19 protein-coding genes are annotated in these 21,486 nt (G+C 72.1%); 10 read left to right on the top strand and 9 right to left on the bottom strand.

Annotated features, from left to right (window positions below; genetic code table 11):
• Positions 1 to 448: 448 nt before the first annotated feature.
• From AC1DUE_RS11105 to yjfF, 7 genes are all read left to right on the top strand, one after another.
• Positions 449 to 2,014 (top strand): xylulokinase, encoded by a 1,566-nt coding sequence (locus tag AC1DUE_RS11105; protein WP_477039560.1) that lies wholly within the window; start codon positions 449 to 451, stop codon positions 2,012 to 2,014.
• A 3-nt stretch (positions 2,015 to 2,017) separates the two neighbouring features.
• Entirely contained in the window at positions 2,018 to 2,758 is a 741-nt protein-coding gene (locus tag AC1DUE_RS11100) for an L-ribulose-5-phosphate 4-epimerase (RefSeq protein WP_477039478.1), read from the top strand.
• Entirely contained in the window at positions 2,755 to 4,257 is a 1,503-nt protein-coding gene (araA, locus tag AC1DUE_RS11095) for an L-arabinose isomerase (RefSeq protein ID WP_477039477.1), read from the top strand. Before AC1DUE_RS11100 ends, araA begins: the two co-directional genes overlap by 4 nt.
• Positions 4,258 to 4,467: 210 nt before the next feature.
• Positions 4,468 to 5,484 carry an ABC transporter substrate-binding protein gene (locus AC1DUE_RS11090; protein ID WP_477039476.1) on the top strand — a complete coding sequence of 339 codons (1,017 nt, stop codon included), beginning with the start codon at positions 4,468 to 4,470 and terminating at the stop codon, positions 5,482 to 5,484.
• Between the two features lie 99 nt (positions 5,485 to 5,583).
• Positions 5,584 to 7,125 (top strand): sugar ABC transporter ATP-binding protein, encoded by a 1,542-nt coding sequence (locus AC1DUE_RS11085; protein ID WP_477039475.1) that lies wholly within the window; start codon positions 5,584 to 5,586, stop codon positions 7,123 to 7,125.
• Complete coding sequence (locus AC1DUE_RS11080; protein WP_477039474.1) at positions 7,122 to 8,156, top strand: ABC transporter permease; 1,035 nt, start codon at positions 7,122 to 7,124, stop codon at positions 8,154 to 8,156. Before AC1DUE_RS11085 ends, AC1DUE_RS11080 begins: the two co-directional genes overlap by 4 nt.
• Positions 8,156 to 9,175, top strand: a complete 1,020-nt coding sequence (gene yjfF / locus AC1DUE_RS11075; RefSeq protein WP_477039473.1) for a galactofuranose ABC transporter, permease protein YjfF — start codon at positions 8,156 to 8,158, stop codon at positions 9,173 to 9,175. The genes AC1DUE_RS11080 and yjfF overlap by 1 nt, the downstream gene beginning before the upstream one ends.
• A 57-nt stretch (positions 9,176 to 9,232) precedes the next feature.
• Here the strand turns inward: yjfF and AC1DUE_RS11070 are convergent, their stop codons facing one another.
• The 5 genes from AC1DUE_RS11070 to AC1DUE_RS11050 all read right to left on the bottom strand — a co-directional run bounded on the left by AC1DUE_RS11070 (position 9,233) and on the right by AC1DUE_RS11050 (position 15,231).
• Positions 9,233 to 11,326, bottom strand: coding sequence for a 3-hydroxyacyl-CoA dehydrogenase NAD-binding domain-containing protein (locus tag AC1DUE_RS11070; RefSeq protein WP_477039472.1), 2,094 nt, complete (start codon positions 11,324 to 11,326; stop codon positions 9,233 to 9,235).
• A complete protein-coding gene (locus tag AC1DUE_RS11065; protein WP_477039471.1) occupies positions 11,323 to 12,558 on the bottom strand; it encodes a thiolase family protein in 1,236 nt (411 codons plus the stop codon). Before AC1DUE_RS11065 ends, AC1DUE_RS11070 begins: the two co-directional genes overlap by 4 nt.
• Positions 12,559 to 12,685: 127 nt before the next feature.
• A complete protein-coding gene (locus AC1DUE_RS11060; protein WP_477039559.1) occupies positions 12,686 to 13,873 on the bottom strand; it encodes an HRDC domain-containing protein in 1,188 nt (395 codons plus the stop codon).
• 189 nt (positions 13,874 to 14,062) lie between these two features.
• Positions 14,063 to 14,608 (bottom strand): helix-turn-helix transcriptional regulator, encoded by a 546-nt coding sequence (locus tag AC1DUE_RS11055; protein ID WP_477039470.1) that lies wholly within the window; start codon positions 14,606 to 14,608, stop codon positions 14,063 to 14,065.
• A gap of 38 nt (positions 14,609 to 14,646) precedes the next feature.
• Positions 14,647 to 15,231, bottom strand: a complete 585-nt coding sequence (locus tag AC1DUE_RS11050) for a DUF3000 domain-containing protein (protein WP_477039469.1) — start codon at positions 15,229 to 15,231, stop codon at positions 14,647 to 14,649.
• Between the two features lie 167 nt (positions 15,232 to 15,398).
• On the opposite strand from AC1DUE_RS11050, the gene gndA reads away from it, so the two are divergent.
• Positions 15,399 to 16,853, top strand: a complete 1,455-nt coding sequence (gndA, locus tag AC1DUE_RS11045; protein ID WP_477039468.1) for an NADP-dependent phosphogluconate dehydrogenase — start codon at positions 15,399 to 15,401, stop codon at positions 16,851 to 16,853.
• Positions 16,850 to 18,097 (top strand): carboxylate--amine ligase, encoded by a 1,248-nt coding sequence (locus AC1DUE_RS11040; RefSeq protein WP_477039467.1) that lies wholly within the window; start codon positions 16,850 to 16,852, stop codon positions 18,095 to 18,097. The genes gndA and AC1DUE_RS11040 overlap by 4 nt, the downstream gene beginning before the upstream one ends.
• Positions 18,098 to 18,100: 3 nt before the next feature.
• Here AC1DUE_RS11040 and AC1DUE_RS11035 read toward each other — a convergent pair whose 3' ends face one another.
• Positions 18,101 to 18,316 (bottom strand): hypothetical protein, encoded by a 216-nt coding sequence (locus AC1DUE_RS11035; protein WP_477039466.1) that lies wholly within the window; start codon positions 18,314 to 18,316, stop codon positions 18,101 to 18,103.
• Positions 18,317 to 18,474: 158 nt separating this feature from the next.
• Here AC1DUE_RS11035 and AC1DUE_RS11030 point away from each other — a divergent pair, with 158 nt between their 5' ends.
• Positions 18,475 to 19,254, top strand: coding sequence for a helix-turn-helix transcriptional regulator (locus tag AC1DUE_RS11030; protein WP_477039465.1), 780 nt, complete (start codon positions 18,475 to 18,477; stop codon positions 19,252 to 19,254).
• A gap of 76 nt (positions 19,255 to 19,330) precedes the next feature.
• Here AC1DUE_RS11030 and AC1DUE_RS11025 read toward each other — a convergent pair whose 3' ends face one another.
• The 3 genes from AC1DUE_RS11025 to cobA all read right to left on the bottom strand — a co-directional run.
• Positions 19,331 to 19,816: a hypothetical protein gene (locus tag AC1DUE_RS11025; protein WP_477039464.1), complete on the bottom strand. Its 486-nt coding sequence runs from the start codon at positions 19,814 to 19,816 to the stop codon at positions 19,331 to 19,333.
• A complete protein-coding gene (locus AC1DUE_RS11020) occupies positions 19,813 to 20,583 on the bottom strand; it encodes a dihydrofolate reductase family protein (RefSeq protein WP_477039463.1) in 771 nt (256 codons plus the stop codon). The genes AC1DUE_RS11025 and AC1DUE_RS11020 overlap by 4 nt, the downstream gene beginning before the upstream one ends.
• Before the next feature lie 2 nt (positions 20,584 to 20,585).
• Positions 20,586 to 21,486, bottom strand: a 901-nt coding sequence (cobA, locus tag AC1DUE_RS11015) for a uroporphyrinogen-III C-methyltransferase (RefSeq protein WP_477039462.1), incomplete at its 5' end; no start/stop codon positions are given.

Genomic DNA, 21,486 nt, shown 5'->3' with positions numbered 1-21,486 from the left:
CCCCCGTCAGGGCGTCCAGTTCTGTGTCGACCTAGCCCCTCTTGGGACACGTGTGACTGGTGAGGTGCCTCACGCGTCCCACCAGTCACTCCTGTCCCTGGCGCGGCTATGTCCGCACGCGGAGGCCGGGCGGTGCGTGCGGGCAACCTCGTGAGCACCCCGCACGCGCCGCCCGGGCGCGCGTCGGCGGCGTTCGTGAGCTCGGCCGCACGCGCAGACCGTCTGCGCCTCGGGTGCGTTCGTGCGCACGGCCGCACGCGCCGACCGGGCGGGCGTCGGCGGCGTTCGTGAGCTCGGCCGCACGGACCGGTCGGGCGGGCGTTGGCCGACCTCGGGAGGACCGAGACCGAAATGAGACCAAGCCGGTGTGGACAAGACGGGCGATGTTAGCGCTAACATTCAACCGGCCGCCGGCGTCCGCCGCGGTCGTCTGCAGAGAGGCAGCGTGATGACGTTCGACCCGGTCGAGGCCCTCGTGAGCGGTCGGACGACGCTCGGCATCGAGCTGGGGTCCACGCGCATCAAGGCCGTCCTCGTCGGTCCGGACCTCGCACCGCTCGCGAGCGGCAGCCACGACTGGGAGAACCAGTTCGTCGACCGGGTCTGGACGTACTCCCTCGACGCGGTGTGGACGGGTCTGCGGGAGAGTGTCGCGGCGCTGCTCGACGACGCCGAGGCGCAGTACGGCGTGCGCCCGGCGACGTTCGGCGCGATCGGCGTCTCCGCGATGATGCACGGGTACCTGCCCTTCGACGAGGCCGGCGAGCTCCTGGTGCCGTTCCGCACCTGGCGCAACACCAGCACCGGGCCGGCCGCCGCCGAGCTGACCGGGCTGTTCGGCCACAACATCCCCTTGCGATGGTCCGTCGCGCACCTGCGCCAGGCCGCGCTCGACGCCGAGCCGCACGTGCCCCAGGTGCGCTTCCTGACCACGCTCGCGGGCTACGTCCACTGGCAGCTCACCGGCCGCAAGGTGCTCGGCATCGGCGACGCCTCGGGCATGTTCCCGATCGACCCGGCGACCCGGTCGTGGGACGCGCGCATGCTCGCCGCGTACCCCGGTCCGGACCTCGCGCTGCTGCTCCCCGAGATCCTGCTCGCCGGTCAGGAGGCCGGCCGGCTCACCGAGGCGGGCGCCGCGCTCCTCGACCCGACCGGGACCGTGCAGCCGGGCATCCCGCTCTGCCCGCCCGAGGGCGACGCCGGCACCGGGATGGTCGCCACCAACGCGGTCGCGCCGCGCACGGGCAACGTCAGCGTCGGCACCAGCATCTTCGCGATGGTCGTGCTCGAACGCCCGCTCTCGACGGTCCACCACGAGCTCGACCTGGTGACCACCCCGGCCGGCGACCTCGTCGCGATGGTGCACTGCAACAACGGTGCGAGCGAGCTCGGGGCGTGGGCGGAGGTCTTCGGTCAGTTCGCCGCGGCCCTCGGACACCCGACCTCGTCGGACGAGGTGTTCGGGGTCCTGCTGCGCGAGGCTCTCGCGGGCGAGCCCGACGGCGGGGGACTGCTCGCCTACAACTACCTCTCGGGCGAGCCGATCACCGGGCTGTCCGAGGGGCGTCCGCTGATCGTGCGGACCCCCGACAGCCGGCTCACGCTCGCCAACCTCGTCCGTGCCCAGGTCTACGGCGCGTTCGGCACCCTGAGCATAGGGATGCGCGTCCTGACCGCGGAGGGCGTCGAGCTCGACGCGATGTACGCCCACGGCGGGATGTTCCGGACGGCCGGGGTGGCGCAGCGGCTGCTCGCCGCCGCCGTCGGGGCGCCGGTGACGGTCGGCGAGACCGCGGGCGAGGGCGGGGCGTGGGGGATCGCGGTGCTCGCGGCCTACCTCGACGCCGCGCCGGAGCAGGACCTGAGCGCCTACCTGAGCACGCGCGTGTTCGGCGACGCGGTCGCCGAGACGGTGGCGCCCGACGCGGGGGACGTCCAGGGGTTCGACACCTACCTCGAGCGCTACAGCGCGGGCCTCGCGATCGAGCGCGCCGCGGTGGAGGCGGTCTAGGACATGGCACAGGAGACCGACATGACGACGTACACCCGCCCGGTCCTGGAGGCGGTCGCCCGCACCCGCGACGTCGTGGCGCGCCTGCACGCGGAGCTCCCACGGTGGGGTCTGGTCGTGTGGACGGCCGGGAACGTGTCGCAGCGCGTGGTGGTCGACCCGGCGACGGGACCCGGGCTCGACGACCTGTTCGTCATCAAGCCGTCCGGCGTGACGTACGACGAGCTCACCGAGAGCTCGATGGTCGTCTGCGACCTCGACGGGAAGCTTGTCGACGGAGACCGCGCGCCCTCGTCGGACACCGCGGCCCACGCCTACGTCTACCGGAACATGCCCGAGGTCGGTGGGGTCGTGCACACCCACTCGACGTACGCGACGGCGTGGGCGGCCCGCGCCGAACCCATCCCGTGCGTGCTGACGATGATGGCCGACGAGTTCGGCGGCGACGTCCCGGTCGGCCCGTTCGCCCTGATCGGCGACGACTCGATCGGCCGCGGCATCGTCGAGACGCTGCGCGACTCCCGCAGCCCCGCCGTGCTCATGCGCAACCACGGACCGTTCACGGTGGGCCGCGACGCCCTCGCGGCGGTGAAGGCCGCGGTGATGGTCGAGGAGGTGGCGCGCACGGTGCACATCGCGCGCCAGCTCGGCCCGACCGTCCGGATCGCCCAGGAAGACATCGACTCGCTCTACGCGCGCTACCAGCACGTGTACGGACAGACCCTCACGGAGGACCGTTCATGACCAAGCCGTACGCCGACCGCGAGATCTGGTTCCTGACCGGGAGCCAGGGCCTCTACGGCGAGGACACGCTCCGGCAGGTGGCCGAGCAGTCGCAGGAGATCGCCCGAGTGCTCGGCACGCAGCTGCCGGCGACGCTCGTCTGGAAGCCGGTGCTGACCACGTCGGACGCGATCCGCCGGACCGCGCTCGAGGCCAACGCCGACGACTCCGTGATCGGCGTGATCACCTGGATGCATACCTTCTCGCCGGCCAAGATGTGGATCGCGGGGCTCGACGCGCTGCGCACGCCGCTGCTCCACCTGCACACGCAGGCGAACGTCGAGCTGCCGTGGGACACCATCGACTTCGACTTCATGAACCTCAACCAGGCCGCCCACGGCGACCGCGAGTTCGGCTACATCGCGACCCGCCTGGGCGCGCCGCGCAAGACCGTCGCCGGTCACGTGAGCAACCCGGCCGTCACGGCCTCGATCGCCACCTGGGTGCGCGCCTGCGCAGGCTGGGCGGCGACCAACGACCTGCGCCTGGCACGGTTCGGCGACAACATGCGCAACGTCGCCGTGACCGAGGGCGACAAGACGGAGGCCGAGCTGCGGTTCGGCGTCTCGGTCAACACCTGGGGCGTGAACGACCTGGTCGCGGCCGTCGACGAGGTGGCGGACCCGGACATCGACAAGCTCGTGGCCGAGTACGAGGACCTCTACGACGTGGCGCCCGAGCTGCGTCGCGGGGGGGAGCGGCACGAGTCGCTGCGCTACGGCGCCCGCCAGGAGGTGGCGCTGCGCACCCTGCTGGAGCAGCTCGGCTCCAAGGCCTTCACGACGAGCTTCGAGGACCTCGGCGCCCTGCGCCAGCTGCCCGGGCTCGCGGTGCAGCGGCTCATGGCGGACGGCTACGGCTTCGGCGCCGAGGGCGACTGGAAGACCGCGATCCTCGTGCGAGCGGCCAAGGTGATGGGCGCCGGGCTGCCCGGCGGCGCCTCGTTGATGGAGGACTACACCTACGACCTGACCCCGGGCGCCGAGCGCATCCTCGGGGCGCACATGCTCGAGGTCTGCCCGACGCTGACCACCGCGCGGCCGAGCCTCGAGGTGCACCCCCTCGGCATCGGCGGCAAGGAGGACCCGGTCCGGCTGGTGTTCGACGCGGACCCGGGCGTCGGCGTCGTCGTGTCGCTCGCCGACCTGCGCGACAGGTTCCGGCTCACGGCCAACGTGGTCGACGTCGTCGCGCCGTCCGCACCCCTGCCGCACCTCCCGGTCGCGCGAGCGGTCTGGGAGCCGCGGCCCGACTTCCGCACCTCGGCGGAGGCGTGGCTCACGGCGGGCGGAGCGCACCACACGGTCCTGTCGACCGCGGTCGGCATCGAGGTGTTCGAGGACTTCGCCGAGATCGCCCGCACGGAGCTGCTGGTGATCGACGAGGGCACGACCCGCCGGGGGTTCAAGGACCAGGTCCGCTGGAACCAGGTGTACTTCCGGGTGGCGCAGGGCTTGTGACACGTATCGACAAGAACGTGATCAGAACGCAACAAAAAGAGGAGGCACTCCGCACGATGTGAGCGCTAACATCGGTTAGCTGAACCCGCTGCCGACCGGCCCTCGCCGGACGCAGCGGTGCTCGCGGGTCCCGTGCCTGGGACTTCGCGGCGCGGACCGGCCGGCGTGGGCCGGTCCAGCGTGCCTGTCGTTCTCAAGGAGGAGAATCAGATGCTCAGCAAGAGGTTCAGGACCAGCGCGATCGTCGCCGGCGTCGCAGCACTCGCACTCGGTCTGGCGGCGTGCGGAGGCAGCGACAGCGGCGACGACGCCAGTGGCGGCTCGACCGCGCAGGCCGGTGGCGGCGGCGACGACGCCATCGTCGTCGGCTTCAGCCAGGTCGGCTCGGAGAGCGGCTGGCGCGCGGCCAACACCAAGTCCATCCAGGACACCCTGACCGCGGACGCAGGCTTCGACCTGAAGTTCTCGGACGCGCAGCAGAAGCAGGAGAACCAGATCCAGGCGATCCGGTCGTACATCGCCCAGGGCGTCGACTACATCGCGTTCTCGCCCGTGGTCGAGTCCGGCTGGGACGCGGTCCTCGAGGAGGCCAAGGCGGCCAACATCCCCGTGATCCTCACCGACCGCGCGGTCGACACCGAGGACACGTCGCTCTACAAGACGTTCATCGGGTCGGACTTCGTCCAGGAGGGCGAGCGGATCGGCAAGTACGTCTCCGACACCCTCGGCACGGAGCCGATCAACGTCGTCGAGCTGCAGGGCACCACGGGCTCGGCACCGGCGAACGACCGCAAGTCCGGCTTCGCGGACGCGATCAAGGACAACCCGAACGTCAAGGTGATCGCGTCGGAGACCGGTAACTTCACGCGCGCCGAGGGCAAGACGGTCATGGAGGGCTTCCTCCAGGCGTACCCGGACATCGACGTGGTCTACGCCCACAACGACGACATGGGCCTGGGTGCGATCGAGGCGATCGAGGCTGCCGGCAAGGTGCCCGGCAAGGACATCAAGGTCGTCAGCATCGACGGCGTCCACGACGGCATGGTCGCGCTCTCCGAGGGCAAGATCAGCTACATCGTCGAGTGCAACCCGCTGCTCGGCCCGGACCTGGCGGAGATCATCAAGACGCTGAACAGCGGTGGCACGGTCGAGCCGCGCATCGTCACGCAGGACGGCGAGTTCAACCAGGAGCAGGCGATCGCGGCCCTGCCCGACCGGCAGTACTGACGGACATCTGACCCTGTCCACGCCGCTCCCCGGGGCCCMCGCCCCGGGGAGCGGCTCATCCCGCCGACCCGTACGGTCGGTTCGGAGGAAAGGTCGACGATGACCGCAACGCAGCAGCAGGACCCCCCGATCGTCACGATGTCGGGGATCACCCTCGGCTTCCCGGGGGTCAAGGCCCTCGACGGTGTCGACTTCCGCCTGTTCCCCGGTGAGGTGCACGCCCTCATGGGCGAGAACGGTGCCGGGAAGTCCACCCTCATCAAGGCGCTCACCGGCGTGTACGCGATCGATGCGGGCAGCATCGTCGTCGACGGGCAGGAACGGTCCTTCACGGGCCCCGCCCAGGCGCAGGACGCCGGGATCAGCACCGTGTACCAAGAGGTCAACCTCTGCGACAACCTGTCCGTCGCCGAGAACATCATGCTCGGGCACGAGGTGCGCCGGGCCGGCGTGATCGACTGGCGCAGCACGCGCCGCGCGGCCCGTGACCACCTGGCCACCCTCAACCTCGACATCGACCCCAAGTCGTCGCTGTCCGCGCACTCGCTCGCCGTGCAGCAGCTCGTGGCGATCTCCCGGGCCATGGTCGTCGACGCCCGCGTGCTCATCCTCGACGAGCCGACCTCGAGCCTGGACGCCGACGAGGTCGCTCGGCTGTTCGACGTCGTCCGCAGGCTGCGCGACAGCGGCGTCGCCATCCTGTTCGTCTCCCACTTCCTCGACCAGGTCTACGCGATCAGCGACCGTCTGACCGTGCTGCGCAACGGGGCGCTGGTGGGGGAGTACCGCCCGTCCGAGCTGCCGCGCGTCGAGCTGGTGCAGAAGATGATCGGCCGCGCCCTCGAGGTGCTCGAGGAGCTCGAGGAGGCGCCCAAGCGGTCCGTCGCCGAGCGCTCCGACACCGCACCGTTCGTGCAGGCCATCGGCCTGGGGCGCAAGGGGTCGATCGAGCCGTTCGACCTCGACGTCTACGCCGGCGAGGTGGTCGGGCTGGCCGGACTGCTGGGCTCCGGCCGCACCGAGCTCGCGCGGCTGCTGTACGGCGCCGACCGCGCCGACCACGGCGAGGTGCGGGTGCTGGGCGAGCCGACGAAGCTGCGCACCCCGCGCTCTGCGCTGGCCCGCGGCATCGTCTACTCCTCGGAGAGCCGCAAGACCGAGGGCATCGTCGGCGACCTGACCGTCCGCGAGAACATCACGCTGGGGCTGCAGGCCGACCGCGGCTGGCTGCGGAAGGTGTCCCGCCGCAAGACCGACGAGGTCGTCGACGGGTACATCAAGGCGCTCGGCATCCGTCCCGCCAACCCGGAGGCGATCGCGGCCAACCTCTCGGGCGGCAACCAGCAGAAGGTGCTGCTCGCCCGGTGGCTCGCCACGCAGCCCAAGCTGCTGATCCTCGACGAGCCCACCCGCGGTATCGACGTCGGCGCCAAGGCGGAGATCCAGAAGCTCGTCGCCGAGCTCGCGTCCCAGGGCATGGCCGTCGTCTTCATCTCGGCCGAGCTCGAGGAGGTCCTGCGGCTCTCGCACCGGATCGCCGTGCTGCGCGACCGCCGTCTGGTCGCCCAGATCACCAACTCGGACGACGTCACCACCGACGACGTGGTCCACCTGATCGCGAGCGGAGGGGCTGAGTCATGAGCACCATCACCCGGCACCGCCTGTTCTGGCCCGTCGTCGCGCTCCTCGCCCTGCTGCTGGCCAGCGTGCTGAAGTCGCACACGTTCCTCGACATCGAGGTCCGTGACGGGCACCTGTTCGGCGGTCCTATCGACATCATCCGTCGCACGAGCGTGCTGCTCCTGGTCGCGCTCGGCATGACGCTGGTGATCGCGACACGCGGCATCGACCTGTCGGTCGGCGCCGTCATGGCGATCGCGGGTGCGATCGCGCTGACGCAGATCGCCTCCTCGCCCGACCCCGGGTCGGTGGCCACGGTGGCCTCCGCGATGGCCACCGCCCTGCTGGTGTGCCTCGTCATCGGGATCTGGAACGGGTTCCTCATCGCGGTCGTCGGCATCCAACCGATCATCGCGACACTGGTCCTGATGACGGCCGGTCGCGGCATCGCCATGCTCATCACCGGCGGCCAGATCACCACCGTGACGAGCGCCCCCTACAAGTCGCTCGCGTCGGGGTACACGCTCGGCCTGCCGAACGCGGCGCTGATCGCCGGGTTCTTCTTCGTGGTGACGGCGTTGGTCACCCGCCGCACGGCGCTCGGGGTGCTCATCGAGGCGGTCGGCATCAACCCGTCGGCCAGCCGGCTCGCCGGTGTGCGGGCGCGGACGATCATCTGGACCGTCTACATCCTGTGCGCGCTCTTCGCGTGCATCGCGGGGTTCATCAAGAGTGCCGACACGATGGCGGCCGACGCCAACAACGTCGGCCTGTTCATCGAGCTCGACGCCATCCTCGCGGTCGTCATCGGAGGCACGTCGCTCGCGGGAGGCAAGTTCTCCCTGGCGGGCACGCTCGTCGGCGCCCTGGTGATCACGACGCTCACGCTCACGATCACGATCCTCGGTGTGCCGGCCAACGCAGTGTCGCTGTTCAAGGCGCTCGTCGTCATCGTCGTCTGCCTGCTGCAGTCACCCAAGGTGCGGAACAGCTCATGGGGTCGACGTCGACCAGCCGCCCCCGCCCCCGCGCCCGTGGAGGTTCCGGCCTGATGGCGACCGACCAGCTCACCTCGCCGACCGTGTCGGACCCCTCGACGACCTCCCGTCGCCGCAGGTTCCGGATCGACGACCGCTACATCCCCGTGCTCGGCACGGTCATCGTGCTCGTCCTGATGCTCGCCATCGGTGGGAACCTGTACGAGAACTTCCTCACGGGCCGCGTCATGGCCAACGTGCTCATCAACAACTCGTTCCTCGTGGTCCTCGCGGTGGGCATGACCTTCGTGATCCTCACGGGCGGCATCGACCTGTCGGTCGGTGCGGTCCTGGCCCTGTCCACGTGCGTGTCGGCGTGGATGTTCACGCACGGCTGGAGTGCCGCCTTCGCCATCCCGGCGGCCGTCCTCGTCGGAACGCTGATCGGCCTCGCCGTCGGGCTGATGATCCACGTCTTCGAGGTACAGCCGTTCATCGCCACGTTGGCGGCGATGTTCCTGGCCCGAGGCCTGTGCTACATCGTCGCGCCCGAGTCGATCCCGATCACCGACCCGACCATCGTCTCTCTCTCGCAGACCCGGTGGCCGCTCTTCGGCACGTTCGACATCACGCCCAGCGGAGTCATCGCACTTGCCGTGGTGCTGATCGCGTTCGTCACCCTGCACTACACGCGGTTCGGTCGCACGGTCTACGCCATCGGCGGCAGCGAGCAGTCCGCCCGGCTCATGGGCCTGCCCGTGGCCCGCACCAAGGTGCTCGTCTACGTCATCAGCGGGACGTGCGCGGGCATCGGCGGACTCCTCTTCGTGGTGTTCTCGCGGTCCGGGTACTCGCTCACGGGCGTGGGCATGGAGCTCGACGCGATCGCCGCGGTGGTCATCGGTGGCACCCTGCTGACCGGAGGGAGCGGCTTCGTCCTCGGGTCCGTGATGGGTGTGGTCGTGCTGGGTCTGATCCAGACGATCATCACGTTCCAGGGCACGCTGAGCTCCTGGTGGACCAAGATCTTCATCGGCGCGCTGCTGCTGGTCTTCGTGGTCCTGCAGCGGCTCCTGGCGCTCCGCAGACGCTAGCCGGGCAACGCACGAGGGAGGCGGTGGACCGGTGGTCCGCCGCCTCCCTCTCTGTGCTCACGCAGTCGGGACGTTCGCCAACCCGTCGGGGAGCAGCCGCCGGCCCAGGACGCGCTCGGAGTAGCCCGTGCGGTCCAGGTAGGGCGTGAGGCCGCCGAGGTGGAAGCCCCAGCCCGCACCGAGGATCATGCAGAGGTCGATCTGCTGCGGGGTGGCGACGACGCCCTCCTCGAGCATGTGCCCGACCTCGACCGTCAGCGCGGTGAGCACGCTGTCGAGCACGCCCGCCTCGTCGAGCGGCGCGGCCTGCGCGGGCCCCGTGAACGCCGACTGGATGGCCGGGTCGACGGGCTTGGGCAGTCCCTTGGCGGGTGCCGGCAGGACGACCTTGGTGCCGTCGGCGACGAGCTTCTCCAATCCCGGCGAGCGCGGGAACCGGTCGCCCAGGTCCTCGCGCAGCGACGTGAGGACGTGCAGCCCGACGGCCGGTCCCACCAGGTCGAACAGCTCGAACGGCGGCATCGGCAGTCCGAGGGGCCGCAGCGCACGGTCGGCCACCTCGACGGGCGTGCCGTTCTCGACCGCGTCGACGATCACGCCGAGCAGCAGGACGAGCAGCCGGTTGACGACGAATCCCGGGCGGTCGGCCACGAGCACCGCCGTCTTGCGCAGCTTGGACGCCACGGCGAACCCGGTGGCCAGCGCCTCGAGCGACGTCTGCTGCGCCTGCACCACCTCGACCAGCGGCATCGCGGCCACGGGGTTGAAGAAGTGCAGACCGACGACGCGCTCGGGATGCTGCAGGTCCGCGGCCATCGCGGTCACGGACAGGGCGGACGTGTTCGTCGCGAGGATGGCCGTCGGGGAGATGACCGTCTCGAGCTCGGCGAAGACGCGCTTCTTGAGGTCGAGGATCTCGGTGACGGCCTCGATGACCAGGTCGCAGGATGCGAACTCGGCCAGGTCGGTGGTCCCGTGGATCGAGCCGAGGAGGCGGGCACCGGCGGCCTGACCCATCCGGCCCGTCGACGTGAGCCGGTCCACGGTCGCCTTGACCGCAGCGAGCCCCTTGTCGACGCGCTCCTGGTCCAGGTCGCGCATGACGACCGGCACGCCGAGCCGCTGCGCGAACAGGGTCGCGATCTGCGCGGCCATGAGGCCGGCGCCGACGATGCCGACGCGCGTGACGGGCTGCGCGAGCGACCGGTCGGGTGCGCCCGCGGGACGCTTGCCGCCGGAGACGAGCCCGAACGCGTACACGCTGGCGCGCATCTCGTCGCTCATGATCAGGTCGGCGAGCGCCTCGTCCTCGGCGGCGAACGCCTCGGCCCGGTTCTCGGTGCGCGCGGCCGCGACGAGGTCGAGCGCGCGTCCGGGCGCCGGGCGCGAGCCGGCGACGACGGCGTCCAGCCGCTGCCGGGTGGCGGCGACCGCGCCGTCCCACAGCGGGGTCGGGTCGAGCGGACGGCGCTCGACGACGACCTCGCCGGTGACCACGCGAGCGGCCCAGCGGATCGACTCCTCGAGGAAGTCGGCCGGGTCCAGGACCACGTCGACGAGACCGAACGAGCCGGCCTCGGTCGCCGAGTACGGCTTGTTGGCGGCGGGCCGCGTGAAGATCACGTCGATCGCCTTCTCGATGCCCACCAGGCGCGGCACGAGGTAGGCGCCGCCCCAGCCGGGTACCAGGCCGAGGCCCGTCTCGGGCAGGGCCAGAGCGCGTACGTCGGACGCGGCGGTGCGGTAGTCGCAGTTGAGGGCGAGCTCGAGGCCGCCGCCCAGTGCGATGCCGTTGACGAACGCGAACGTCGGCACGCCCATCGAGTGCAGCAGCTCGTAGACGGCGTGGCCGGCGCGCGCGAACGCGAGGGCGGCGTCGCGGTCGGGGATCGTGCCCGCCTGGCTCAGATCGGCTCCGGCCGCCAGGAAGTACGGCTTGCCGGTCACGGCGACGGCGACGATCTCGCCTGCCGCGGCCCGTGCCTGCTGCGCCTTGAGGGTCTCGGTCAGCTCGGCGATGCCCACCGGGCCGAGCGTCGTCGGCTTCGTGTGGTCGAGGCCGTTGTCGAGGGTGACCAGCGCGAGCGTGCCGGCACCGCCGGGCAGGCGGACGTCGCGGGCGTGGGAGTGGGTGACGCGCTCGTCGCTCACTTGGCGCTCTCCTCGGTGTAGGACTCGTAGTCGGGGTGGTGCGGGTTCTCCCAGATGACGGTGCCGCCCTGGCCGAGGCCCACGCACATCGTCGTGAGGCCGTAGCGGACCTCGGGGTGGTCGGCGAACTGGCGGGCGAGCTGCGTCATGAGGCGGACGCCCGACGAGGCCAGCGGGTGGCCGACGGCGATCGCGCCGCCGTACTCGTTGACCCGCGGGTCGTCGTCGGCGATGCCGAATGCGTCGAGGAACGAGAGCACCTGTACGGCGAACGCCTCGTTGATCTCGAACAGGCCGATGTCCTCGATGGTCAGCCCGGCGCGCTGCAGCGCCTTGGTGGTGGCCGGGACGGGGCCGATGCCCATGATCGACGGCTCGACGCCGGCGTAGGCGAACGACACCATGCGCATCCGGGTCGGCAGGCCGAGCTCGGCGGCGGTGTCCTCGGCGGCGAGCAGGCAGGACGCGGCGCCGTCGGTCAGCGGTGCGGCGGTGCCGGCCGTGACGCGGCCGCCCGGGCGGAAGGGCGTGGGCAGCTTCTGGATCGCCTCGACGGTGGTGCCCGGTCGGGGCGGCTCGTCGGCGGTGGCCAGGCCCCAGCCGTTCTCCGGGTCGCGCAGCGCGACGGGCACGAGGTCGGGGTCGATCTTGTCGGCGGCCAGCGCGGCGGCGTACTTGGCCTGGCTGGCGGCGCCGTAGGCGTCCGCACGTTCCCGCGTCAGGGCGGGGAACGTGTCGTGCAGGTTCTCGGCCGTGACGCCCATGTTGAGCGCGTCGTTCTCGACCAGGCGCTCGGACAGGAACCGCGGGTTCGGGTCGGCGTCGAAGCCCATCGGGTGGTGACCCATGTGCTCGACCCCGCCGGCCAGGGCGACGTCCTGGGCGCCCACGCCGATCGCGGCGGCCGTGTTGGTCACCGCGGTCATGGCGCCCGCGCACATGCGGTCGATCGCGTACCCGGGCACGGACCGGGGCAGCCCAGCCAGCACGCCGACGGTGCGACCGAGGGTCAGGCCCTGGTCGCCCTGCTGCGTGGTCGCGGCGATGGCGACCTCGTCGATCCGCTCGGGCGGCAGCTCCGGGTGGCGGCGCAGCAGCTCACGGATCGTCTTGACCGACAGGTCGTCGGCGCGGGTGTTCGCGTACAGGCCGTCCTTGCGTGCGCGACCGAACGGGGTGCGTACCCCGTCGACGAACACGACGCGACGGACTCGCGGTGCGGGGGTGGGCATCCAGGGCCTCCAAAGGCGGGACGACGGTGTCCGGCGGGCACGCGACTGCGAGCCCGCGACCATTAGACGATACCCCGAGTACCGGGATTCGTGCGACGCGTAAGTTACCCGTCGGTAACCGGGCTGTCTAGAGGCTTGCGAACGCCTCGGCGAGTCGCGGCGCGACGAGCTCGACCTGCCACGGGCGAGCGCCGCCGGCGGTCAGGAATCCGCTGATCCCGTCGAGGTCCAGCGTGGTGGGCGGGGTCCAGCACAGCCGGCGCAGCAGGTCCGGCTGCAGGAGGTTCTCCGCCGGGACGGACCACTGCGTCGACAGCGCCGCCACGGCCTCGCGCGCCGCGGCCAGGCGCGCAGCCGCCGCCGGGTCCTTCTCGGCCCAGGCGCGCGGCGGGGGAGGCGCGTCGCTCTTCGGTCCCCGCACCGAGGGCAGGTCGCTGTCGGGCTCGGCCATGGCGCGGTCGATCGCCGACTGCCAGAGCGTGGCCCGCCGACGCGTGCCCTTGCCGGCGAAGGCCGGCAGCGCCGTCAGCTCGTTGACGGTGCGCGGCAGGGCCTGCGCCGCCGCGACGATCGCGTGGTCGGGCAGGACGCGGCCGGGGGAGATGTCCCGCTGGCGGGCGTTCAGGTCACGCGTGAGCCAGAGCTCGCGGACCACGCCCAGGCGGCGGGCGTCGCGGATCGCGTGCAGGCCGGAGACGCGGCGCCAGGGCTCGACGCGCGGAGGCGGCGGAGGTGCGGTGCGGACGGCCTCGAACTCCTGGGCGGCCCACTCGGCCTTGCCGGCGACGGCCAGCCGCTCGGCCAGGATCTCGCGCAGCTCGACGAGCACCTCGACGTCGAGCGCGGCGTACCGCAGCCACTCGGACGGGAGCGGGCGCGTGGACCAGTCGACCGCGGAGTGCTCCTTGGCCAGGCCGAGCCCGAGCGCGTCGGCGACGACGGCGGCCAGCCCGACGCGCTCCATGCCGAGCAGCCGGGCACCGAGCTCGGTGTCGAACACGCGGCTGGGCAGCATGTTCTGCTCGGCCAGACCCGGCAGGTCCTGGGACGCCGCGTGCAGGACCCACTCGACGCCGACGAGCGCCTGGGACAGCGACGACAGGTCGGGGACGGCGATCGGGTCGATCAGCGCGGTCCCGGCGCCCTCGCGTCGGATCTGCACCAGGTAGGTGCGCTGGCCGTAGCGGTAGCCCGAGGCGCGCTCGGCGTCCACGGCGACCGGGCCGGTGCCCGCGCCGAAGGCGGCGACGACGGCCGCGAGGGCCTCGGCGGTCTCGACGACCGGCGGGATGCCCTCGGCCGGCTCGGTGAGCATGACGACCTCCGGAGCCTCCGAGACGTCGCCGGCGGGCTCGTCGGGAAGGTCCACGGAAGGTTCGACGGCAGGCGGCTCAGACCCCCCGGCGGGGAGGTCGGGGGTCGCCTCAGGTCGCATGAGTGCAACGGTAAGCGACGGGACGGACGCATCCGCGCAGGCCGCGCGGGAGCAAACGGGTCAGGCCCGTCAGGACAGGACGCCGCCGCGGATGGAGATGGCGACGAGCTCGGCGCGGTCGCCGGTGCCTAGCTTGCGCGAGATGCGCGCGAGGTGGCTCTTGACGGTGAGCGCGGACAGGCCGAGCTCCTCGCCGATGAGCCGGTTGGTCCGGCCGTCCGCCACGAGCTTGAGCACGCTGACCTCGCGCGCGGTCAGCTCCGGCAGGGGCGGCGGGGCGGCCGCGGGAGCCGCGGCCCGGGGCAGGGTGGGCGAGGTCGCGCTCGCGATGGCGCCGCGCAGGCCGCCGGCCAGCAGGATGCTCAGCTCGGGGCGCGCGGCGCGACGGGTCAGGACGACGACCCGCGGGGCGCCTCGACGGCGCAGGTTGCGCACGAGGGCACCGCCGTCACCGTCGGCCACCTCCGTCACGACGACGCACATCTGCTGCGTGGCGGGGTTGGTCGGGCTCGGCGCCACGGGGGTGGAGGTCCCGGGGCGTGAGCTCGTCAGGGTACGTCGAAGCTCGGGCCCACGTGCCTGGGCCAGGTCTCGTCGCAGCGGCTCGATGCTCACGTGCGTGTCATCGGCAGCCTCGACGGCCGACTTGAGGCTCAGCGACGCGGTCCGAGCGCCACGACGCCGTCGGGCAGCGGCTCCAGGCCGGCCGCGGTGCACAGCAGCGTGGCCCAGGCGGTCAGGTGCGGGGCGAGGTTCTCGTCGGCTGCGGTCCAGGACGCCCGGATCTCCAGCTCGGTCTGCTCGGACCTGCGGTCCAGGGCACCGAAGCTCTGGGAGAGGACGCGCGTCACGGTCCCCCCGGCGGCGTGCGGGTCGAGCCCGGACTCCCGCAGCGACTCCACGAACCAGCTCCAGGCCACCTCGGCGAGCAGGGGGTCGGCGCCCACCTCTGCCTCGAGCGTCGCCCGGACCAGGGTCACGAGGCGGAAGTTGCCCTCCCACGCCTCCTGGCCGGCGGGGTCGAACAGGACGACGAAGCGCCCCGACGCGAGCTCGGCGGCGGCGACGGAGCGGCGTGCCGTGCGGACCTCCGCCGTGAGCGCAGCCGAGAAGGGTGCGATGCGTGCCGGTCCCGGCACCTCGTCGAGGATCACCTCGGGCCGGACGGTCACCTGGCGCAGCGAGCGCAGAGCGCTGACGAACTCGACGGGGACGTCGTCTGGGCCGGCGGGGGTCACGGTGTGGAGCGTACGCACGGCGGCGGCGTCTTACGGTCCGGCACGCCGCTTCGTCGTACGCCGCTGCGGACTAGGCTGACGCGCGCACCCAGCACCCCGGACCCGTCCCCGCCGGCCTGCGGCCGGAAGGCGGACGACGCCCCGACGTCTCGAAGGAGCTCTCCCGCATGGTCGCCTCAGGAACCGCCACCGGAACCGCGCAGATCGGCGTCACGGGGTTGGCCGTGATGGGCCGCAACCTGGCCCGCAACTTCGCCCGCAACGGGTACACGGTCGCGATCCACAACCGGTCGTACGCCAAGACGGAGTCGCTCGTCGCGGACCACGGTGACGACGGCGACTTCGTCCCGTCCGAGTCGGTCGAGGACTTCGTCGCGTCGCTGGCCAAGCCCCGCAAGATCATCATCATGGTGAAGGCCGGCGGCCCCACGGACGCGGTCATCGACGAGCTGGTGCCCTTCCTGGAGGAGGGCGACATCGTCGTCGACGCCGGGAACGCGCACTTCCCCGACACGATCCGTCGCGAGGCGGCGCTGCGTGAGAAGGGCCTGCACTTCGTCGGCTCCGGCGTGTCCGGCGGCGAGGAGGGTGCCCTGCTCGGCCCGTCGATCATGCCCGGCGGGACCAAGGAGTCCTACGAGTCCCTCGGCCCGATCCTCGAGAAGATCTCCGCCAAGGTCGACGGCGTGCCGTGCTGCACCTACATCGGCCCGGACGGTGCCGGCCACTTCGTGAAGATGGTGCACAACGGCATCGAGTACGCCGACATGCAGCTCATCGCGGAGGCGTACGACCTGCTGCGCCAGGGGCTGGGTGCCTCGGCGGCGGAGATCGGCCAGATCTTCGCCGAGTGGAACACGGGCGACCTCGAGTCGTTCCTCATCGAGATCACCGCCGACGTGCTCGCGCACGTGGACGCGGAGACCGGCAGCGCGTTCGTCGACATCGTGCTCGACCAGGCCGAGCAGAAGGGCACGGGCCGCTGGACCGTGCAGAACGCGCTCGACCTCGGCGTGCCGATCACCGGCATCGCGGAGGCGACGTTCGCCCGCGCACTGTCCGGCTCCGTCCCGCAGCGCACGGCCGGTGCGGCAGCCCTGCCGGCCGACGCGACGCCGTTCGCCATCACGGACCGCGACGCCTTCATCGAGGACGTCCGGCTCGCCCTGTACGCCTCGAAGGTCGTCGCCTACTCGCAGGGCTTCGACCAGATCGCCGCCGCCAGCGACGAGTTCGGCTGGGACGTCGACCGCGGCGCGATGGCCCGCATCTGGCGGGGTGGCTGCATCATCCGCGCGCGCTTCCTCAACCGCATCACCGAGGCGTACGAGCGCGACGCGCACCTGCCGCTGCTGCTCGCCGACGAGTACTTCACCGGCGCGGTCGGCAACGGCCTCGCGGCGTGGCGCCGTGTCGTCTCCGGTGCGGCGCTGGCCGGTGTTCCCACGCCTGCGTTCTCGTCGTCGCTCGCGTACTACGACGGTGTCCGGGCCAAGCACCTGCCTGCCGCTCTGATCCAGGCGCAGCGCGACTTCTTCGGCGCGCACACGTACCGCCGCACGGACAAGGACGGCACGTTCCACACGCTCTGGACCGGCGACCGCACCGAGCAGCCCGCGTGAGCGAGGCGCTCACCTCGAGAACCGGACCTCTCCAGCCCGTCATCCTCGGCGCCGACATCGGCGTGTACGCCCTGGCCCGCTCGTTCCACGAGGCCTACGGCGTCACGTCGGTCGTCGTCGCCGGTGCGGCCCTGGGTCCGGTGGCCCACTCGCGGATCGTGCGGCACGAGATCGTCGCCGACGGCCACGACCCGCAGCAGCTGGTCGACCGGCTGCTCGAGGTCGCCCAGGCCCATCCGGACGACAAGCTCCTGCTCATGGCGAACTCGGACTGGCTGGTGCGGGTCGTCGTGCAGCACCGCGGGGTGCTCGAGCAGCACTACGTGGTGCCGTTCCTGTCCGAGGACCTGCTCGACAAGATCTCGGACAAGGCCACGTTCGCCCAGATCTGCACGGACCTCGGCATCTCGGTGCCGCGGACGATCGTGCAGGACTTCTCGGGGCCCTGGGCGGCTGCGCCGGTCGACCTGGACTACCCGCTGATCGCCAAGGCGGCCAGCAGCGCGGACTACCAGGACGTCGAGTTCGAGGGCAAGAAGAAGGTCTTCGAGATCGCGACCCCGGACGAGCTGTCGTGGCTCTGGCAGGCGCTGCGGGACGCGGGCTTCCAGGGGCGCTTCGTCGTCCAGGAGCTCGTCCCGGGCGACGACACGCAGATGCGCTCCATCACCGCGTACGTCGACAGTCGTGGCGAGATCACACTGCTCTGCTCGGCGCACGTGCTGCTCGAGGAGCACACGCCGTCCGGGCTGGGGAACCCCGCGGCGATGATCACCACGCGCGACGACGAGATGCTCGACCAGGCCCGCACGTTCCTGGCGTCGACGGGCTACCGGGGCTTCGCCAACTTCGACGTCAAGGTGGACCCGCGCTCCGGGAAGTTCCGGTTCTTCGAGGTCAACCCGCGCATCGGCCGGAACAACTACTACGTGACCGCGGCCGGGGCCAACCCCATGCGGTTCGTCGTGGAGGACCAGGTCGACGGCATCGCGGTGGAACCGGTCGTCGTCGAGCGCGAGATCCTCTACTCCGTCGTCCCGCACCGGCTCCTCCTGCGGTACGTGAAGGATCCGGCCCTGAATGCCCGGGTCCGGCGGCTGATGCGGGCCAAGGCCGTCGCCCACCCCCTGCGCTACGCCCGCGACCAGTCGCCCCGGCGACGCCTGTACGTGGCGATGGCGCTGGTCAACCAGGTCCGCAAGTTCCGCCGTTGGTACCCCGAGGTCACGTCGACGGGCTTCTGACCGTCATACGGCGCGCATGGTGCCGGGCGCGTGGGGCGCAGTCCCGACCCCGCTCGCCGTGCCGGCGGGGGTCTCCACGGGTGTGCAGGCGGCCGACACGATCGCGTCGGTCGACCGAGCGGGCCGTCGGTCCTCGGACGTGCCCGCTCCGCCGAGCGCCAAGCAGGCGACCGCGATCATCGCGCCGGTCGCTGTCGTCGCACGCTCCCACGTCGTCATGGTCGTCTCCCCGCCGGCTCGGGATCGGCTCCAGGGTCCGGTCCGCTGCCGTCAACGCTGCCCGTCGCAGATCGGTGCGGACATTCGCACTCGGACGTATTTCCGACTCACGCGTCGCGGTCTACCGTCGAATCAGGGACGAGCGGGAGGGGACCGCGATGGATCCGATAGGTCACCTGCACGCAGGGGACGGCGACGCCCTCGTGCGCCTGATCGCCGACGCGTACCACGACGAGCCGGGCCCCGACGTCCCGTGGGCGCTGCTCGACGGGCTGCGTGGGCTGCTCGATCGCGACACGGACATCGGCTACACGGTCTACGCACCCGACCAGGGGCGCTGGGATCGCGAGCAGGTTGCCGGCGAAGACGGGCACTGGTCCTCGGACCAGACGGTGTTCGACGCGCCCGATGGCTGGTTCAGCGGGTGGTGGGCCGACCCGATGTGCAGCTACCCCCAACGCACGGGCGACCTCACCAGCGTCGTCATCACCACCGACTTCATCTCCACCAAGGACAAGAACGAGGCGCGGCGGCAGAAGTTCGGGGACGACATCCAGACGCACATGCTGGTGTCGCTGCCGGCCCCGGCCGGCATCGTTCGCCGCATCCTCTTCTGCCGGCGTGAGTGGCCCGGCTTCGACGAGCGGGATCGCCAGGTGGCCGCACTGCTGCGCCCGCACGTGCAGGAGATCTGGCTCGACGCCGAACGCCGCCGGGCCGGTGTGCCCGAGCTGACCCCCCGCGAGTGGGAGGTGCTCGCGCTGGTCGGATCCGGGCTCAGTCACGCAGAGATCGCCGCGCGCCTGTTCGTCGCCGTCTCGACGGTGCACAAGCACCTGGAACACGTCCGCGAGCGGATGGGGGTGCACAGCGCCGCCGTTGCGGCGTCGCTCGCCCTGCCCCACGCGCCGACGGTCTTTCGTCCACGCACGCGGTGACGAGATCCTCGGACTATCGCGGGCCCCGGCGGGGATCCACGACCGCCGACGGTCTCGCTGGTCCCGGCGGCGAAGGTCAGCCGAGCTCGCTGGTTCCCGCGTAGAGGTGCAGGACCGGGACCTGGAGCTCGTCGCGGGCGCGGGACGCCCAGTCGCGGTGGAACGTGTCCTCGACGGCGTGCGGATACGTGACGACGGCGATCTCGGCGACGTCACCATCGGCGACGGCGGACTTGAGGGCGGGGAGCGGGTCGTCGTCGACGACGGAGCCGGTGGCCACGCGGCCGGCGGCCTCGAACGCCGAGATGCTGCCGGCGAGCTGCTCGTCGGCGGTCGCCTTGGCCTCGGGCTTCGACGGCTCCTTGCCGCGGGCGCGGTTCCACGCCTCGCGCAGCTCGCCCATGCTGAGGTTGTCGATGATCGTCGAGACGAGCGGCTGGTCGGAGTCCGCCGGGACGAGGACGCGGTACGCGTAGGTCTCGTCCGCGTGCAGCGCGATGAGCTTGTCGACGTCGGAGCTGGAGAGGGTGTCCTCCGTGAGGACGATGATCGTGTCGGTCACGCGCCGAGCCTAGTCACCTGCCAGCGCCCCAGCAGCACGCCGTCCGCGTGGAGCAGGTGCGCCAGGTGCAGCGGGCGGGCGGGGGAGAACCACGACGGCTGGCCGAGGATGCGACCGGCAGGTCCGCCGACCAGCTGCGGGCTCCAGGTCAGGCACACCTCGTCGACCGCGTCCGCCTCGACCAGGTCGGCCAGCAGGGACGGACCGCCCTCGGCCAGGACGTGCGTCAGGCCTCGGGCGGAGAGGGTGTCGACGGCGTCCCGCGCCCCGACGCGGTGCCCGGGACCCGTGACGAGGACGCGGTCGTCGCCGATCCGGGAGCGCAGCCCGCCGAGGGCCGGGTTGTCGGCGACGGTGAGCACGAGCGGCGGCCGGGCGCCGTCGAGCAGCGCGTCGGGCAGGTCGCCGGAGGTCGAGACCACGGCGAGCTCGAGGTCGGCGGGCAGGCCGCGCGCCGCGCGTGCCTCGGCGAGGTCGGCGGGCACGGTCAGCGCGCTGTAGCCCTCCGCCCGGACGGTCCCGGCGCCGACGAGGACCACGTCCGCGAGCGCACGCAGCACCCGGAACACGCGCCAGTCGGCGGGGCCGTTGATCGAGCCGCTGCGTCCGTCGGCACCCGCGGCGGCACCGTCGACGGTGCTCACCATGTTGGCGCGGACGCCGGGGGAGTCGCCGAAGAGCGCGAACAGCTCGGGCTCGCCGGGACGCGGCTCCAGGCGCCGCCCACCGAGGGGCAGCAGGACGTCCAGCGCCGGAAGGTCGGGCATCGTCAGCCGAGGACGTCCGCGAGGGCCGCGACGTCGCCGACGACGACCACGGCCGGGTTGCCGACACCGCGCTCACGCGCGAGCGTCGCGATGTCGGCGAGCGTGCCGACGGTGGTGCGCTGCGAGGCCAGGGTGCCGTTCTCGACGATCGCCACGGGCGTGCCGGGGTCCTTGCCGTGCGCGAGCAGCTCTCGGGTGTGGGAGCCCAGCTGCGCGACGCCCATGAGCAGCACGAGCGTGCCCTCCAGACGGGCGAGCGTGGCCCAGTCCGGGGCCGTGTCGTGGGCCGACAGGATGGTCAGCTGGCGGGACATCCCGCGGTGCGTGACGGGGATGCCCGCGGCGGCCGGAACGGCGAGCGCGCTGGTGACGCCGGGGACGACCTCGACGGGCACACCCGCGGCGATGCAGGCCAGCACCTCCTCGCCGCCCCGGCCGAGCACGAACGGGTCGCCGCCCTTGAGGCGCACGACGCGGTTGCCCGCCTGCGCGCGCTCGACGAGCACAGCGTTGATCTCCGTCTGCGTGAGCGTGTGGGCGTGCGGCGACTTGCCGGCCTCGATGACCTCGACGGACGGGTCCAGCTCGGCGAGCAGGGCGCGGGGAGCCAGCCGGTCGACGACCACGACGTCGGCCTCCGCGAGCGCGCGCCGACCGCGCGTGGTGATCAGGCCGGGGTCGCCAGGGCCGCCGCCGACGAGCACGACGCTCCCCGCGGTCGGCCGGTGCCGGCGCAGCGGGAGGCTGCCGGTGTCGAGCAGCAGCGAGATCGCGTTGCGCAGGGCCGTCGCGCGGCGGGGGTCGCCGCCGGCGCCGACCGCCACGGTGACATCCCCCGAGGGGGCGACCGCGGGGGTCCAGGCGCTCGACACGGCGGCGTCGTCGGCCCGGACGCACCAGAGG

It is taken from the genome of Cellulomonas sp. P4_A2 (genome assembly GCF_056402515.1).
Note: the sequence above shows the minus strand (reverse complement) of the source record. Positions and strands in the feature narration are given on the sequence as shown.